Source organism: Roseivirga thermotolerans (assembly GCF_014653175.1).
Taxonomy (GTDB): domain Bacteria; phylum Bacteroidota; class Bacteroidia; order Cytophagales; family Cyclobacteriaceae; genus Roseivirga; species Roseivirga thermotolerans.
In genome coordinates this window covers 319,569-336,282 of record NZ_BNAG01000002.1, presented here as the reverse complement: position 1 = coordinate 336,282, position 16,714 = coordinate 319,569, and the positions used below count along the sequence as shown (strand labels likewise).

The following is a 16,714-nucleotide window of genomic DNA, read 5'->3' as shown; positions in this document are numbered from 1 at the left end:
CAGTAGTTTTTAAAAGGTCTTAAAATTTGATATTAAGGTTGAAGCCTATGCTTCTGGCTGATGGATAAGCCATGTTTTCGATACCCGGCTGCAGGGTTCCTCCACTCATGGCCATAACATCCGGGTCGAAGTGAGGGTTTTCTGTCCAAAGGGCCAGATTTCTGCCCACCACAGAAGCTCTAACAGACTGAATGAAGCTGTTTTGGAACCAGCTAACAGGCAGGTTGTAACTCACCCTCACCTCTCTCAGTTTTACGTAAGAGGCATCGTATTTGGCAGCCTCCACGTTGTTTCTCTCATAGTAGCGATTGTGCCAGTTTCTGGAACTGATCTTCACCGTGTTGGGAGAATATGAGCCGTCTTCATTCTGAATAACTCCGGGGGAGACTATGCCATTACCTTCTTCGGTTAGGTCATATCCGTTTTCGCGTCCGTAAAGAGTTTCTTTTAACTGACCGGATGTGCTACCAATCGTTTTGGTACGCGATACCACAATGCCGCCATAGCGTATGTCGAACAAAAAGCCCAGGGAAAGATTTTTATAAGACAGACTGTTTTGAATGCCCATCATCCAATCCGGGTTATAGTTGCCTTGTTTCACCAATTCTGAGCCTCTCAAAGGAGTTCCTTCGGCTGAATGTATAATCTGGCCATAGTACGGACTGTTTTTGTCTTCTACTCTGGCAAAGCCAACTCCGTAAATGTCGCCCATTCGCTCTCCTTCTCTAGCCTGTATGTAGGCTCCATTTCTCGCTGTTAGCGTGTAAGCATCCACACTTTCATCGAGCTCAATTACCTTAGACCTATTGCGGGTAAAGTTCACGGAGGCATCCCACTTCAATCCGCTGGCATTTTCCAGTGGTGTACCGTAAACCATTAGCTCAATTCCGCTATTCTGAATTTCACCGGCATTAATAATGCGGCTGCTATAGCCTGTGGCAATGTCGAGTGTAATGGGAATAATCTGATCTTTGGTGCGATTGTCGTAGTAGGTAAAGTCCACGCCCAATCGGCCGGCAAATAGCCTCAGATCGGCTCCAAGCTCATACGAATTGGTCCTTTCGGGCTTCAACTCACTGTTGGCCAGTGTAGAAGACTCTGACTTGGCTTGGGTACCACCCCATGGTGTGCTGGAGTTATAAACATTGGAAAGGCTATATGGGTTGGTATCGTTCCCCACCTCGGCATATGCAAGCCGCACTTTAGCAAAAGAGATAAAGCTTGGCAACAAGAAAATATCGCTGAGAGCTGCACTAAGAGTGGCTGAAGGGTAGAAATAGCTATTGTTGTTTACCGGCAAGGTAGAAGACCAGTCGTTTCGACCTGTAACATCCAGGAAAATCATGTTTTTATAGGCAAACTGTCCGTAGCCATATATTGAATTGATTTTCTTTTCCTGATCATATTGTTCTACCTGAAGGTTTACGGCCGAGTTGGAGAAGTTGTAGATACCCGGAATTAACAGCTGAGGAGCAACCGTTTCATTGTAGTTATTGGTTTGTCTCATCTGGTTACCTCCAACTGACACGGTAAATTCAAAATCCGGATTCAACTCTTTGCTGTAAGTCAATAGGAAATCGGTGTTTTGCTCATAGAAGAACAGCTTGTCTTCTCGGTACATACCCTTTGGAAAGCGCTGGGTGCTGAAGGCCCTTCTTCTATCTCGCAGTTCGTTGTAGAAGTCTATTCCGGTGCGGAACATTAGACTGAGCTCATCGGTAAACTGATAGCTTGCCGATACTGTACCAAACATTCGGTTTTTATTCTGACCGTTGGTGTTCTCGTAGGTAGTAAAGTAAGGGTTATCGTGGTAGTTGTAGTTGTAATTAAACTGCTGCTGACCTTCCAACCCCGGCATCCAGTAGTTGCGAAGGTTTTTGGTATTGATTTGTCTACCGTACCAAATCCACAGATACATTAAGCTTTCGGTACCATAGCTTATGGCTGGGCGATTGTCACTTTGTGAATTTACATAGTTTACAGAGGCATTAAACTTGAGTTTCTCGGTCAGGTTAAGGTCGGTTTTTAAAGAAACAGTGTTTCTTCGCAAATCCGTATTGGGTACCATTCCCTTTTGGTCCAGATTGGTGTAAGAGAATCGCACATTGCCAAACTCGCTGGCCGAAGTAACGCTTATGTTGTTGGATAGGGTGACTCCTGTTTCAAAAAAGTCGCTCACATTGTCCGGATTACTCACCCAAGGGGTTGGAATAATTGAGCTTCCGGCCGGGGCATTCAAATCTCCTCCCCTGTAACCATCCACATTTCTGGGCGAATCAAACTGAGGAATTAGTCGCCCGTCCATTCTGGGACCCCAACTTTCATCTACACCATCGGCTATTCCTGAGCCAGACCCGTCTACAAAAGCAAACTGCCCGTTGTTTCCCTGGCCGTATACATCTTGCCACTCCGGCAGGCGCAATGGATTTTCAAAGCTTACATTGGAATTGAGAGTAACCCCAAGGCCTCTGCGGCCTTTACCCGATTTAGTGGTGATGAGTATGGCTCCGTTGGCTGCTCTGGATCCATAAAGAGCTGCGGCTGCCGGTCCTTTTAATACGGAAACTGAGGCAATATCGTCCGGGTTAATTTCTCCGGCTGAGTTGCCATAATCTACCTCCAGATTGCCGCTTCCGGAAGAGCCGCTCACATTGTTGCTTATAGGTACTCCATCGACCACAAACAACGGTTGGTTGGCATTGATGTTAAGAGAAGATTCTCCACGAATAATTACCCTGGCAGAACCTCCAATGGAAGTACCTGAACCGGTAACCTGTACTCCGGCTACTTTTCCACTCAAGGCATTGACCATATTGGTTTCCCGAGCCTCCGTCATTTCATCGCCCTGGATTTCCTGAACAGAGTAGCCCAGGGCTTTGGATTCGCGTTCTACCCCAAGAGCCGTAACAACCACTTCTTGCAGTGAGGTTACCTGTTCTTTGAGCGATACATTAATTACTGTGCGGGTACCAATAGTTTCTTCTACCGGCACGTAGCCTACAAATGAAAACACGAGTGTTTTAGCATCGGCCGGTACTCGAAGCGAGTACTTACCATTGGCATCGGTAACCATTCCTACAGTAGAACCTTTTACTGAAACTGTTACAAATGGAAACGGCTGATTGGTTGCTTCATCGGTTACGGTTCCTGTGATGGTTTTTTCTGCTCCTCCCGATTGTGGAAAAGCTATATTGGCCTGTGCAGTTGGGCGAATAAAGAGCCCTATTGCCACTGCCAGAAGAGTAAGCCAAGGCCCAGCGGGCAAAGGCCTGTTAGCACTTTTTTTCATAAATTTGAACGTTTATTAAAGTTGTCTTTTGGTTGCTTTAGTAAATTTTTGTTAGCCGAAGTCTGAGGTTTCCGCCAAGAAGATTCAGACTCGGAATGCGAAAAATGGAGTGCCTGCAGGGGCACTTCTTTGTTTTATATCAGTAGAAGTTTCTATTCATAGGCAGCTGAGTTTTTTTTCGTCTCATCATTACAAGTTTTCCAATACTTCCTCAGTTAAACCGAACGACAGGGTCATGCCGGCTCCACCAAGACCGTTGATTATGCTCACCCCTGGTTCAGGGCTCTCTACTATTTCGGTGGCTCCGTTAGTCATTTTAGGGTAAATCCCCATCCACCGTGAGCCTATTGACCAATCTTTGAACTGAGCAAAAGAGGCCAGATAGTCCAAAATCATCTGATCTATAAATTCCTGATTAAAAGGGCTCAATTGCCGGCCATATTCGTGCGAATCGCCAACAGTAAGCTCTCCATGACCATTCTGAGAGACCATTACATTGAGTCCCCATTTGAGGTATTCGGAATGATGCTGCTGAAAGTAGGCTTTAAGTGCTGCATGCGAAGCTACCCCCTTAAAGGCTTCGTAGTGAACGAGGGTCAGTCCACCACATAAGGCAGGGCCAATGGACCAGTTATCGGGTTGTGCCCTCAGGCGCATCATTTGAAGCTTGCACTTTGTAATGGCCAGTTCTGCAAAGCGCTCCGGATATAGTGTTTCAAAATCGGCTCCGTTACATACTACAATCACATCAGCCTCAAGCTTATCTCCTTTAGCAGTTTTCACATAGGGATGGCTCACTTCCACGGCTGTAGTGTTCCACCGGAACTTCACACCAAGCTGTTCATTGAGGTAATGGGGCAACCGGGCTATGGCTTCTCTTGGGTCTACAATTAGCTCCTCATTACTCCAAAGTGCCACTCTTAACCCTTCTTTGACAACTGCCTCGGAACGGACAGCCGATGGACTTAACAAGGTGTACTGAGGGTTTTGATCTACAAACTCTTCGAGTACAGCCTGTTCTTCTTGCCGATGGGCCAGGTGCAAGCTTCCTACTTCTCCATACCAAATTCCGGCCTTCTCGGCCAATTCCTTCCATATGCTGCGAGAGCGCAATGCACGCTCGTACAGTTTTCCTTTGGGTTGGCCAATAGGCCATATCATTCCAAAATTGCGAATAGAGGCACCTTGTGCTCTTTCTCCTCTTTCCAGCACCTCAACGGCATACCCTTTCTGTGCCAGTTTTCTGGCCGTTGCCAAACCAACTATGCCGGCTCCTATTACAATTGCTCTCTTTTTCATTTATTTCAATTCAATGCCAACTGCGCGCTTTGCAACACCTGACCGTGATACTTTCTTTTAAAATATATGGCCGCGGCTGTGGTCACAGCCAATCCAAAAACTGAGATTACCAGAAGGGATTGCTGGAAAAACAGTGTCCACGACATTTCTCCAAAACCTGCCAGTTCTTTGTAAAACAAAAAGCCCATACTCCCCAGGTAGCCAAAGCTATCGGCTACGTACATCAGAAAACCGGCATTGCCTTTATGCTTAAAGGTGGACATGAACCGATCGAAAATGACGCAGTTGAAGGGGACATAGGCCAGATACAACCCAAAACCTACAAGCATCATCCAGGGCAAAGCTTCTAACCGCTGCGCAGAAAAGGCATAGGTGCTTAAGCAAATAATGGCAAAGCCTATTCCTATGAGCCAATGATTGAGCATGAATGCCCGAAGATTATTCTTGACCAGTACCAGTAACCCAATGATGAGCAATACACCCAGTGCTACGGGCACTTCGGTTTGAGTGAATATTCCGGGCTGCTCCCCATAGCCTTGTTCCACCCAAATATTAGCCACAAAATTGTCGCGCACATCGCGCAAGAGGGTTAAAAAAACATAGGCCACTACCAGTAATAAAATGCCGCTGACATATTGCCAGAAGAAGCTTCTTCTTTCGGGCCTGGCCATTGATTCACGCTTGTTTCTCAGGCGCACGTCTTCCGGGTTTGGTGGAGGTATCTGGTCAAGCAGCCAGACAAATGCAAGAAGCGGAACCACAAAAACAAGCCCGGTAAAAAAGGGCATCCACCAGGCTGAAACACTATAGTCGACCATCAAATGGGCACCAACAGTCTTTACTAATCCCGATGAAAAAATAAAGCTAACCCCAAGAAAGGCCCCCATAAGCTCAGTAGCTCTTCTACCCTCCAGATAACTGAACACCAGCCCCCAGACCATGCCTAACGGAAAGCCATTGACAAGGAGTAAGATCATATTGGCCGGCTTCGGAACCAAAGGAAAAAGCAGTAAAGCCAGCCAACTAAGAGCTATGAGCCATAGAATTTGTCTGGCTCTGCCTTTGTCTCCACGTTCAGCGATAAAACGAATACCATAGAACTTAGAGAGTGTATAACCAATAGTCTGGGCAAAAATAAGCCATATTTTATAGTCAATACCTAGCCACTCCATATCGGCATAGGTAGCTGCAGTGAATGGTTTTCTGAAAGCATACATGCATGAGTATGTACCAAAGGCAGCTACTGCTCCCACCAATGCTACCACACGGTGGTCCGACTTTAGAAGGTATGCTTTCAGTGGACTCATTGGGCCTCGAGTATTTGGATGATTTCGCTCAACTGGTCGATGGCATGAGTAGCTCCCATACTGAGTAGTTGCTCGCGGGTGTACTGGTCGGAACTAATGCCTACGATAATCCCACAACCTGCATTCCTTCCTTCGTCAATATCGGACTGGGTATCGCCCACTTTCATAATGGTTTGCGGGTTTTCAACTCCCAAAGCCTCCATTGCCAAACGAATCATGTGGGGTTGCGGACGCCCTTCTTCGACCTCATCTGAAGTCACCGAAAAATCTATAAGGTCTTGATCTTCCCATCCCATTTTATCAATGAGTAAGTCGGCCGTAGACCGGTGGTAGCCCGTGTCGAGTACTACCTTTATGTGGTTAGATTTTAGGTAAGAAAACAAAGCGGAGGCTCCCTTCATCTCCTTTAACCCACGAGCACTCTCATAGGCCGCCTCTACATTCTTTTTAAAGAGCCTGAAAACTACCTCTACAGCTTCTTCGGTAATGGCCTCTCCACTCTCTCTCATGAGCAGGGCAATACCCTCTCGCTTATTCATGCCTCCAATTTTATGCACAATGGTTTCCAACGAGTACTCAAAACCAAATTCAGCCAATGCCTCACCCACACTGCGGTACACTGTTTTCTGTTCGTCTATGGTAGTACCGGCCATATCGAAGACCGCCATCTTTATATTTTCTTTAATCATTCTTTACACTGGTTTGGGCATGTAATTCATGCCTTTGCTTACATTTAAAAATTCCAAAAGGGTATTGTATGAAATCGGATATATTGAGCGCCATTGGCAAAAAGCTTCGGAACGTACGAAAGGAAAAAGGGCTGAGCCTTGCCGAGGTGGCCAGAAAGAGCGGCATAACGGCCGGATTGCTTTCAAAAATTGAAAACTTTCGAACCATGCCTTCCCTGCCTGTTTTGTATAAAATTTCGGAAGCTCTGGAAGAACCTCTCTCCGAACTGGTGAAACCGGTAGATAATGAGCCTGAAAGTTCATATACCATTATTCGCAAGGGTGAAGGAGAAATTGAACTTCGCTACGACTCTAAAGGGCTGACCTATGAAAAGTTGATGTCTCAGATTATTCACAACCATCCGGTCAAAGTGGTTACGGTAACAGTACAACCTGGAGTTTTTCGAAAACCACTGGCCAACGATTCGTACGAACTGGTATATATGCTCGAAGGCGAAATTATCTATGGCCTTCTCGATGAAGAAGTTCATCTGAAGCAGGGAGACACACTTTATTTTAATGGACAGATTCCTCATTCTCTTAAAAACCCAGGCGACCAGAGCGCCATATTGTTCAAGACTTACTTCATGAACTCAGGCGACTGAATGGGTGGCCAAATAGTTCATATAGGTAAAATTACTAAGAGAATTCTTCGAGAAAATCCTTGGGGAATTGTTTAATGAAAGGGTAACTCTCTTTACTTAGAGTTAATAAATAAAATACTGAAAAACAGATTATTACAACCAATAGAAAAGCCTTCTTTACAAAAAGAAGGCTTCAATAGATTAAATTTTATTAACGTATTGACTTGAATATTTGTCAACACTAATGATTTACAAATAGTAAAATTCTATTTCAACTTTTGCAGTAGCTCCAACAGCTTGCTCACTTCTTCTTCGGTGTTATAATAGTGCACACAGACCCTTACTATTTCCGAAAGCCCCTTTGCGGTCATGTCCAGATAGGTATTGGGGGTTCCGTTCCAGCTCACATTTATCCCTTCTTTTAAAAGGTATTGCTGAACCTGGGCAGCACTATGGCCTGAGACTGTAAATGAAACTATTCCGGCCAGCAGGCTGCCTTCATCATGACAATGTACGTGAGGCATTTGTCTAAAGCCTTTGCGTACTTCAAGGGCCAATGCCTGAATACGGTGCCATATAGCCTCAAGTCCTATGGCATGGGCATAGTCGGCTGCTGCCTTTAACCCTAGTTGGTTGGCCCTGTTCCCTTCCCAGTTTTCGAATTTGCGCGCATCGGTGCGAATGGTATACGTTTGCTCTCCTGTCCAGGTGGCTGAATGAAGGTCTACCACATAAGGTGTGAGCTGCGGTAATATTTCTTTTCTCACATATAAGAAACCGGTACCTCTTGGAGCCCTCAGGTATTTTCTGCCGGTAGCAGAAAGCATATCGCACTTTATTTTTTCCACGTCTACTGGATACTGACCCACCGACTGGCAGGCATCTAGCAAAAAGAGAATGTTTCGGGAGCGACAGATTGATCCGATTTGCTCAGCCGGAGCCACATGGCCTGAATTGGTTGGAATATGGGTAATGGACACCAGTTTGGTGCGGGAGTTGATCATTTTCTCAAAGGCCTCCAGATCTTCATCGCCAGAAGCGGTGGTTGGAATTACTTTAACCTTTGGTTTTTTGGGGTGATGTAAATAGGCCAGGTAGTTGCTGGCATAGTCTGGCCGGTTACAAATTATTTCATCGCCCTCTTGCCAATCTATGGCCTGGAAGGCCGCATTCCACGCAGAGGTGGCATTTTCCACAATGGCTATTTCTTCTTTCTGCGCATTAATGAGCCTGGCCAGCGAATAATAAGTTTCATCTAACTCATTCGCTCTTTGCGCCTGAATTTCGTAGCCCCCAAGCAGAGACTCCTGTTTCCAATAGTCAATAACCGTATCTCGTACCACATTGGGAGGTAAGGCACTGCCGGCATTATTGAAGTGTATTACATGTTGTACACCGTCCGTTTCGGCTCTGAGTCTGGCAATATCTTTGTTTGAAAGCATAGTTGAAATTAGTGATCTAAAAAGTAATCCGTCCAATAAAAAGTAATCTATTTCTGAGTGAATGCTTCTTCACTATCTTTAGTTCAAAATCGTTCTGTATGCGCTACACCCTGACTACCATTTTTCTATTCTGTTTTGCCGGCCTCTATGCTCAGGTAAACACTACCGAAGTTGAAGAATTCATAAAAGAGTATGTGAAAGAACACCGAGCTGATGAAACCAAAATAAGGGCCATCCTGAATGAGGCTCAGTTTCAACAAGAGATTATTGATAAGATTAGCCGACCGGCAGAGGGCACAATGACATGGGAAAGGTATCGTAAAATATTTGTGACGGAAGAACGCACTCAGGCCGGCTTAGAATTTTGGAAAAAATACCAGAAGGAGGTTCGTACCGTAAGCGAACAAACGGGAGTAAATGAAGAAATCATTTTGGGTATTATTGGAGTAGAAACCTACTTCGGACGAATTATGGGCACTTACCGTGTCTTGGACGCCCTCTACACGCTTGGTTTTGGATACCCAAGAAGAGCCAGCTTTTTTAAATCGGAACTGGCCAAATTTCTGGAACTAACTTCTAAAGAAAAACTGGATCCTCTGGCGATAAAAGGATCATATGCCGGGGCCATGGGCTTCTCTCAGTTTATGCCCAGCAGCTACCTGGCCTATGCCAAAAGCTTTAAAGACGATGGCAGTGCTGACCTGATTTCTGACCCTGCCGATGCTATTGCCAGTGTGGCCAACTACCTGAAGGTACACCGATGGCAGCAAGGTGAACCAGTGGCCACCAAAGCCACTTTTACCCGCAAGGTGACGAACCTGAACAAACAAGTGATCAAACCCAAAAACAAACTTTCTGACTATACGGCTCTGGGAATTAAACCTGCAGCAAACCATATACCCGGCAGCACTCCGGCCACTTTAGTTATTCTGGACAACGAAAGTGACAAAGAGCACTGGTATGGTTTTTATAACTTCTATGTGATTACGCGGTACAATAGAAGCCCCATGTATGCCATGGCTGTTTACCAACTGGCCGAAGCCATGAAAAGCAAGAAAGACTGGTAGCAATTAGTTGAACCCATATTCCGGAGGCGTTATTCCATTGAGTCTCAGATAGAGTACTGCTTTGGCTCTATGGTTGGTAATATGGTCTCTCATAAACAAAAATGATTGCCATTTGGTAAGCGGAAAAGCTCCGTGTGATTTCCCCTGGGTGAGCAGCTCACTATCTGTCATGCCATTAAGCGTGGTTATTACTTCATCGAAAGCGTCCGTCAAGGCATCTATTATTTGCTGTTTACTCATAGTAGCGGCATTTTGCTCTACCCTTGAGTAGCTTTTCATAAGAATAAACCGGGTATTCATAGAAAGCAGGCTATTGGCCATATGTGTCATTTGTTGACCAAACGACTTAACTCCTGTTGTTGGTGTATAGCTATACTTATCTTCCGGCATAGCTTTGGCCACGGCCAGAGTTCTGGCTTTGGCTAACTCCCACACCTTGGTTTGTTGTTGAGAAAAATTAAACTGCTGAGCCTGAACTCCGGCAGACATGAGCAGCATAATAGAAGTGATAATTATGGTTCGTTTCATTTCTTTTCTTACAAAGAAAGAACCTGAACCTTAAGTTATAGCGGTAATTCTTGCTTTAAAAAAGTAGAGCTCTGCTGGTGCAGAGCTCTGTGGACAGAAAACACTTCTTATGCTAATATATCTCAAACCAAAAACTAATCAGGCATTTGTAAGTGTTTCGTTTTTTGAATTAGATGTTCAACCTCAACCTTTGTAATCACTTCTTTGCCCTCTTCCCGTAATTCTTCCAGTAACAATTCTGCCACAAGTTCTTCCTTTAGTTCTTTAAGACTTTGTTTGCAGAGTGTATCTAAATAGGCATTTAGTTGCGGGCAGCAGTTTTTTTCGACATGAAAAACCACACCGCTAATGGTGATCTTATCTTGGCCATTCATGGTTGTCGGGTAAAAAGTTGGTTGATAAAACATCTAGCAGGTTCTTTGTGGTTAGACTCGGAAGCAATAGTTTGGTTACTTCTTTGCCTGGTATTTATACTCTATAGATGCCTGCAAAGCCAAAAATGTTGCATAACATCCTCAATTTTAACAGTTGTTAAGTCAATTTAACATTTACCGCTGCGCCCTGAAGTAAATATCCGAGGTAACCGTCTCCAATCGAATTCGTTTTCCGCCACTTCCCAACTTCCCGTTGATCTTGTGAGAACTAATTAGCGGAAGCCCCTTATCTACCTTGGTCTGAAACTCTCTGTTGGAGTAGATTCCTCCATTCACCGTCTTAATCTCCACCTCTGCTCCTTCTTTTTCAGGCCATGTAAGGTTTATGGTTCCTGTGATGGTTTTTGCCATTAACTGCCCATAAACACCACTAATTTCCAAGTCTCCAATAATGGACTCTACCGATATATCGGCATTGGCCGGAATACTTACTTCTACCTGTGCATCTATACACACGCGGGTAGCATTGTCTTTATTGTCCCAGGTAAGAGCATTCTCATCGTCACAATTGTAGTAACCCCTAGCCTTAATTTGTTTATCATCGAACGAAACATTGAGCTTTACATTCCCACCTGACTCTTGCAAGGACACACTCATCAGGTCATTTAGCTGCCCATCGTTTATCGAATAAAGCACCCGAATTCCAATCTCTTTTTTATCCCAGTTAACCACTTTAATGCGATCTACCAGACCGGCATCTACCATGAGGTGCCTTCCATTATAGTCCACCTGTTTTTCAAAAGTCTCGGTTTGAGCTATTCCCTGAACAGCCACTACCCAGAAGATAATTGCGAGCAGTTTTTTCATGGCTAATTATTTCTAAGGTAAATGTGACCGTACTTCGACTTTATCCTGACCGATTCTGCTCCTTTGCTGGCTGAATAGCTGGCTACCATTTGCTCACCTATTCGCTCACCACCGGTTACCTGAATGGGTGAGGTAAGATTAGAAAATATTTGTCCCCAGGAGGTAGACACCTCAAGCTCCTTGAGATTGGGCTCTGCGACCTTCACGTCAGCACCACCATAAGTGGCTACTATCTCTAGCATTTTGGGCATTTCTACCACTTCTACCAGGCCATACCGGGCTTCAACCTCAACCTCTCCTTCTTTGGGAACGAATACTTCAAGCTCTATATCAATACGAGTTCCATTGTGGTAACTCCCTTTTCCATTACCAAATACCAGGGTTTTACCGCCCCGTTTTATACTTACATTCTTCGATTCTTCGATATCCTCATCGATAAAAATGTATTGACTCTTGTACTTGTCCAGATTCTCCAGCTGAGACTCAATAAGAAGTACTCCTGATTTTCTGGAATCGAGGAGCTTGAAATCGTCTCTTACTTCTTCTCCATTAATAAAAACCCTGGCTTTAATGAGCACCTCCTGCTTATTCCATGTTCTCAGTTGAATAAGCTGAGGATAATCGAATTGGAGTGTCAACTTTTCTTGGGGGCCGAGTGCGTAGGTTTTCTCCAAAGTACTTTGACCAAAAAGCCCTCCGGAGATGCACAAAAGAGCAAGTGTTATTGCAATTGTTTTCATGATAGTTTGAGTTTTTGATGAAAAAACTGCCTGGCGCTGAGATACCAATTATCTTTTGCGACAGGCAGTTACTGCATTTATTTCTTTCTTAGGTATACGTTGCCATAAGAAGCCTTTAACTCCAGCTCTACTCCTCCACCATTGAGTGTTCCTTCAATTGCCGAGCTGATTTTGCGCATTTCTTCCGTTTTAGGAAATTCAATGTTCAGATCGGAGTAAGCCTCTCCATAGGGAGTTTTTACCAGCAGATTGGCCTTGGTATTGGTAGGTAGAGTAACATCTACGGTTGAATACACAGAAACCAGTGAAGTGGGGCCTTTTTGGCTAAGCGAAGCAAAATCGGCTTCAATTTTACCGTAAATGGTATTTACCAAAGCAGGACCGGTTATGTTTTTCAGGTATACAGAGTTGTATCTTCCGGAAATTTCAAGTTCGGTAGAAAGTCCGCTAACCTCAATTTTACCACCCTCATGCTGGCCTGTATGTTCTATCTGCACCTTCATGCCTTTGGGCACTTTAATTACGTATTTCCCTTGCGATCTTCTGGCGGCTTGGAATACAGTAACTTCGTTTCCTGAAGTGGTCACATTGAGCCCTATGCCTGTATTGTCTTCTCCCCTGGCACTCAATGGCTTTAAGCCTTGCGCTCTTTCCGGATGGTCTCCATGATTTTCGCTTGTCATAAGCACCTGATTGCCATCGTGAGCCTCTACAGCAACACGGTTCAATTCTTTGAGGATAAGGGTCTTACCTGAAGGATTGGATACATCTAACTTAAATTCCTGGGCGTTGAGTCCCGTAAGTGTTGCAGCAGTAAACAATACTGCCATTACCATTCTGTTTAACTTATTCATTTTCATCGTTTTATTGTTTTCAGATATTTGAGTTTGTTCTTTGGACTGTCTTGTTGACTATTTTGAATTACATGTCTTTGAGTTTGAAAATACCTATGTAGGCTTCGTCTCTTACTTCTTTGAGCACCTGATCTTGTTCGGTTAGTTTTTCGAGCGATTCTATGGCCGATTTCTCCTGCAAGGCCACCAAAGCCTCAATAATGGCTATTTGTGCGGCAGGCTCATTCTCTTCTAACAAGGCTCCAGTGAGTGCCTGAACGGACCCGGGTTGTTTTCCCATTTTGGCCAGAGCCTCTACAGCCTTAATGCGCACATGCATGTTTGGGTCGTTTTTCATCACCGCAAAGAGTGTGATGAGCATTTCCTCATCGGGACGTTCAGCATGCTTTATTTGACTAACCGCCTGCAGCCTGCCACTGGCCGAATTGCTTGATAACTGTTGCTTGAGCAGTGCCAGCTCTTCTTTGATCTCAGACACCTCGGTATTTTGAGAAAAGCGCTCTCCTACCCAAAAGCCTACCAGCACAAGTGCTATTGCAGCAGCCACTCTCAAACCCCAGGTTTGCCAGCTGGTTTTTAACTCTACCACTTTAGGCTCTTTGGCCTCACTTGCCTCCTCTATTTTGGCAAACAGATCATCATCATTCAGCTCGGTTCTCACCTTCCTTAACTCGGCAGCCATCAGTATTTGCTGTCGGTAAGATTCCAGTTCAGCGGGAAGATCTTCTCTTTGAAAGAAAACCTGGAGTTGCTTTTCTTCTTCCAGAGAAGTCTCTCCACTGAAATATTTTTCTATTAATTGCTCTATTTCTTTATTGGCGTTCATATTCTGTCTCTTTTAAATAGGCCTCTCTTGCTGCCTTGCGGGCTCTTGAAAGCCCCACTCTTATGTTATTTATCTGTAGACCGGTTTGCATAGATATTTCTTCGTAGCTATAGCCTTCAACATCGCGCAGTATCACCAGCAGCCTTTGCTGGTCAGGGAGCGTATCGAAGGCTTTGAGCATTAGCTTCATGCTTTCTCCCAACTCCAAACTCCTGTATGGATTGGATAAGCCCGATTCAACTTCCAGTGTCTGCACGTCTTCATGATGCTTGTGCTTTTTAGACTTTAGTTTATCAATGCATCGGTTTTTGCACACCGTCACGGCTAGAGCTTCTACACTACGATACTCTCCTAGTTGTGCTCTTTTATCCCAAAGCCTTACCATTACATCCTGAAGCGTATCTTCGGCCTCTTCGACCGACTTTAGCATTGCTAGTGCTATTCTGTAAAGCCGATCTTTTAGCGGTAAAACTTTGGTTTTAAATTCCTGCAACTCCATTCAATTGTATAGACGAGCCTTGTCTAAAGGCATTACACTGTTTTGAAAAATGCTTGAAAAAATGAGTCAATGATCATTGTATCTCATTGATTTTCAAAAGATAAGGTTTATCAAATAATTGACATTATTTTCGCTATGCATTCCATATGTTTTTTATTCTATCAAAGATACTGTCTCTGTTTATAGGTCCATTGACCTGGGTTATCGGCTTGCTCATACTTTCTGTTTTCTTAAAAAACTCCCGATGGAAGAAGCGCTGTTTTTGGCTTTCTGTTGGGCTATTGGCCTTTTTTTCTAATCAATATATTGCCAACCGGGTTATGCTTTGGTGGGAACCTGAGCCGGTACCCATGAAGGAAATGGCTTACTACGATGTGGCTGTGGTGTTTTCAGGAGTTACCAAAGGCAGTAAAACTCCAAGAGACCGAATCTACTTCAATATGGGTGCAGACCGGATCACCCACACCCTTCAGCTTTACAACGAGGGAAAAATTGGGAAAATTCTGGTAAGTGGGGGGCTGGGCTTTGAACAGGTAGACAATAGCAGAGCGGCCGATAGGTTGAAATCTTTTCTAACTATGGCTGGTGTACCCGATTCAGTTATTGTGGTTGAACCACATGCCATTAACACCCACGAAAACGCGGTGAAATCGGCCGAATTATTAAACAACCATTTTCCGGGTCAGAACTACCTACTCATCACATCTGCTTTTCACATGAAAAGAGCATCGCTCTGCCTGAAAAGGCAGGGTGTCGATTTCGATACTTTTCCGGCCGGGTATTTAACAGACCGAAGCACTCTTAACTTTGATGACCTTGTAATACCTCGCGCTTCAGCCATTGACAAATGGGAAACACTTTTCAAAGAATGGGTTGGATTGGGTATGTACCGGGTAATGGGCTATATCTAAGGCAGCACAATGGTTTTCTGGTTTACAAACTCGCGGATACCCAGATGAGACAGCTCTCTACCATATCCTGATTTCTTTATTCCTCCAAAAGGCAGCCGGGGATCTGAAGCTACCATTTGGTTCACAAACATGGCTCCGGTTTGTACCTTGCGAGCTACTTCAAGACCCATTTTAGGGTCTGCTGTCCAAACAGAGCCTCCCAAACCAAAACGGGAGTTATTGGCAATTGCCACTGCATGGTCAGTATCTTTGGCTTTGATTACGGAAGCCACCGGGCCAAACATTTCCTCCTCGAATGCAGGCATACCTTCCTTTACCCCGGTAAGTATAGTTGGTTCGAAGAAAGCTCCTTGATTACCCGCCATTTTCCCTCCCAATTCTATATGAGCACCGGCCTTGACCGACTCACTCACTTGTCGTTGCAGCTCTTCGGCCAGCGATAGAGAGGCCATTGGCCCACAATTGGTTGATTTTTGAAGCGGATCGGCAGGAATATAGGTTTTCATAAAGGCGGTAAACTTATGAATAAACTCCTCATAGACACGTTCCACCACAATGAAGCGCTTGGCTGCTATACAGCTCTGGCCGCAATTAATCATTCTTGCCTTGGCTGCTATACGACAGGTTTTATCAATATCGGCATCGGCCAATACGATGAACGGATCACTTCCACCTAGCTCAAGCAAGGAGCTTTTTATGTTTCGTCCGGCCGCCTCCGCAACTTTAGCACCGGCCGGTTCACTTCCTGTTAGTGTAACAGCCACAATTCTTCTGTCATCAATAAGCGCCTCTACTCCGGAAGATTCGATCAAAAGATTTTGAAATACCCCAACGGGAAAGCCTGCTTCTATAAAGAGTTGCTCAATAGCCAGGGCGCACTGCGGAACATTGGATGCATGTTTAAGAATGCCCGTATTACCGGCCATAAGAGTTGGCGCAGCATAGCGAAACACCTGCCAAAAAGGAAAATTCCAGGGCATAACTGCCAACACGCAGCCTATGGGTTCATAACTAATAAAGGCTTTGCCTGAATCTGTTGTGAGAGGCTCATCTTTTAAGAATCGCTCCGCATTTTCTGCATAATACTCACATACCCAGGCGCATTTTTCTATCTCCGCTATTCCTTCGTTAATGGTTTTACCCATCTCTAAAGTCATTAAACGCGCCAGGTCTTCTTTTTGGGATCTGAGTTGAGAGGCTAGCTGAATAAACAGCTTACCACGGTAAGCAAACGATTCTGCCGACCATGATTTAAAGGCCTGCTCGGTTCTTTCTAAAGCTGATTCCACATAGGCCGATGAATGCGGTTCAAACTCGGCTTCGATCTGGTTGTTGGTGGGATTAACAGATTGTATTGCCATACTCTAATTAAGTCAAACTAAAGCTTAATTGTTACGGC

General features: G+C 44.7%; 16 protein-coding genes. 3 read left to right on the top strand and 13 right to left on the bottom strand.

Going from position 1 to position 16,714, the window contains the following annotated elements; translation table 11 throughout:
- Positions 1 to 19 precede the first annotated feature (19 nt).
- The 4 genes from IE164_RS07420 to IE164_RS07405 all read right to left on the bottom strand — a co-directional run bounded on the left by IE164_RS07420 (position 20) and on the right by IE164_RS07405 (position 6,584).
- Positions 20 to 3,289, bottom strand: a complete 3,270-nt coding sequence (locus IE164_RS07420) for a SusC/RagA family TonB-linked outer membrane protein (protein ID WP_189629585.1) — start codon at positions 3,287 to 3,289, stop codon at positions 20 to 22.
- A gap of 189 nt (positions 3,290 to 3,478) precedes the next feature.
- A complete protein-coding gene (locus tag IE164_RS07415; protein WP_189629584.1) occupies positions 3,479 to 4,588 on the bottom strand; it encodes a TIGR03364 family FAD-dependent oxidoreductase in 1,110 nt (369 codons plus the stop codon).
- Between the two features lie 5 nt (positions 4,589 to 4,593).
- Entirely contained in the window at positions 4,594 to 5,895 is a 1,302-nt protein-coding gene (locus IE164_RS07410; RefSeq protein WP_189629583.1) for a DUF5690 family protein, read from the bottom strand.
- Positions 5,892 to 6,584 (bottom strand): HAD-IA family hydrolase, encoded by a 693-nt coding sequence (locus IE164_RS07405; RefSeq protein WP_189629582.1) that lies wholly within the window; start codon positions 6,582 to 6,584, stop codon positions 5,892 to 5,894. The genes IE164_RS07410 and IE164_RS07405 overlap by 4 nt, the downstream gene beginning before the upstream one ends.
- A gap of 68 nt (positions 6,585 to 6,652) precedes the next feature.
- On the opposite strand from IE164_RS07405, the gene IE164_RS07400 reads away from it, so the two are divergent.
- The gene (locus tag IE164_RS07400) at positions 6,653 to 7,228 is read left to right on the top strand and encodes a helix-turn-helix domain-containing protein (protein ID WP_189629581.1); all 576 of its coding nucleotides are present in this window, start codon (positions 6,653 to 6,655) and stop codon (positions 7,226 to 7,228) included.
- A gap of 245 nt (positions 7,229 to 7,473) precedes the next feature.
- On the opposite strand, the gene IE164_RS07395 is transcribed toward IE164_RS07400, so the two are convergent.
- Positions 7,474 to 8,649 carry an aminotransferase class V-fold PLP-dependent enzyme gene (locus IE164_RS07395; RefSeq protein WP_189629580.1) on the bottom strand — a complete coding sequence of 392 codons (1,176 nt, stop codon included), beginning with the start codon at positions 8,647 to 8,649 and terminating at the stop codon, positions 7,474 to 7,476.
- 98 nt (positions 8,650 to 8,747) lie between these two features.
- On the opposite strand from IE164_RS07395, the gene mltB reads away from it, so the two are divergent.
- Positions 8,748 to 9,716: a lytic murein transglycosylase B gene (gene mltB / locus IE164_RS07390; RefSeq protein WP_189629579.1), complete on the top strand. Its 969-nt coding sequence runs from the start codon at positions 8,748 to 8,750 to the stop codon at positions 9,714 to 9,716.
- Positions 9,717 to 9,719: 3 nt separating this feature from the next.
- Here the strand turns inward: mltB and IE164_RS07385 are convergent, their stop codons facing one another.
- The 7 genes from IE164_RS07385 to IE164_RS07355 all read right to left on the bottom strand — a co-directional run bounded on the left by IE164_RS07385 (position 9,720) and on the right by IE164_RS07355 (position 14,404).
- Positions 9,720 to 10,244, bottom strand: coding sequence for a DinB family protein (locus IE164_RS07385; RefSeq protein WP_189629578.1), 525 nt, complete (start codon positions 10,242 to 10,244; stop codon positions 9,720 to 9,722).
- Between the two features lie 134 nt (positions 10,245 to 10,378).
- A complete protein-coding gene (locus IE164_RS07380; RefSeq protein ID WP_189629577.1) occupies positions 10,379 to 10,651 on the bottom strand; it encodes a hypothetical protein in 273 nt (90 codons plus the stop codon).
- A gap of 141 nt (positions 10,652 to 10,792) precedes the next feature.
- Complete coding sequence (locus IE164_RS07375; RefSeq protein WP_189629576.1) at positions 10,793 to 11,485, bottom strand: DUF4097 family beta strand repeat-containing protein; 693 nt, start codon at positions 11,483 to 11,485, stop codon at positions 10,793 to 10,795.
- 2 nt (positions 11,486 to 11,487) lie between these two features.
- A complete protein-coding gene (locus IE164_RS07370; protein WP_189629575.1) occupies positions 11,488 to 12,225 on the bottom strand; it encodes a hypothetical protein in 738 nt (245 codons plus the stop codon).
- A 77-nt stretch (positions 12,226 to 12,302) separates the two neighbouring features.
- Entirely contained in the window at positions 12,303 to 13,079 is a 777-nt protein-coding gene (locus IE164_RS07365; protein WP_189629574.1) for a DUF4097 family beta strand repeat-containing protein, read from the bottom strand.
- 67 nt (positions 13,080 to 13,146) lie between these two features.
- The gene (locus IE164_RS07360) at positions 13,147 to 13,905 is read right to left on the bottom strand and encodes a HEAT repeat domain-containing protein (protein WP_189629573.1); all 759 of its coding nucleotides are present in this window, start codon (positions 13,903 to 13,905) and stop codon (positions 13,147 to 13,149) included.
- A complete protein-coding gene (locus IE164_RS07355; protein ID WP_189629572.1) occupies positions 13,892 to 14,404 on the bottom strand; it encodes a GFO_1088 family ECF-type sigma factor in 513 nt (170 codons plus the stop codon). Before IE164_RS07355 ends, IE164_RS07360 begins: the two co-directional genes overlap by 14 nt.
- 191 nt (positions 14,405 to 14,595) lie before the next feature.
- Here IE164_RS07355 and IE164_RS07350 point away from each other — a divergent pair, with 191 nt between their 5' ends.
- The gene (locus IE164_RS07350; RefSeq protein WP_189629571.1) at positions 14,596 to 15,315 is read left to right on the top strand and encodes a YdcF family protein; all 720 of its coding nucleotides are present in this window, start codon (positions 14,596 to 14,598) and stop codon (positions 15,313 to 15,315) included.
- Here the strand turns inward: IE164_RS07350 and IE164_RS07345 are convergent.
- A complete protein-coding gene (locus tag IE164_RS07345; RefSeq protein WP_189629570.1) occupies positions 15,312 to 16,676 on the bottom strand; it encodes an NAD-dependent succinate-semialdehyde dehydrogenase in 1,365 nt (454 codons plus the stop codon). The two genes, IE164_RS07350 and IE164_RS07345, sit on opposite strands and share 4 nt — an antisense overlap.
- Between the last annotated feature and the right edge of the window lie 38 nt (positions 16,677 to 16,714).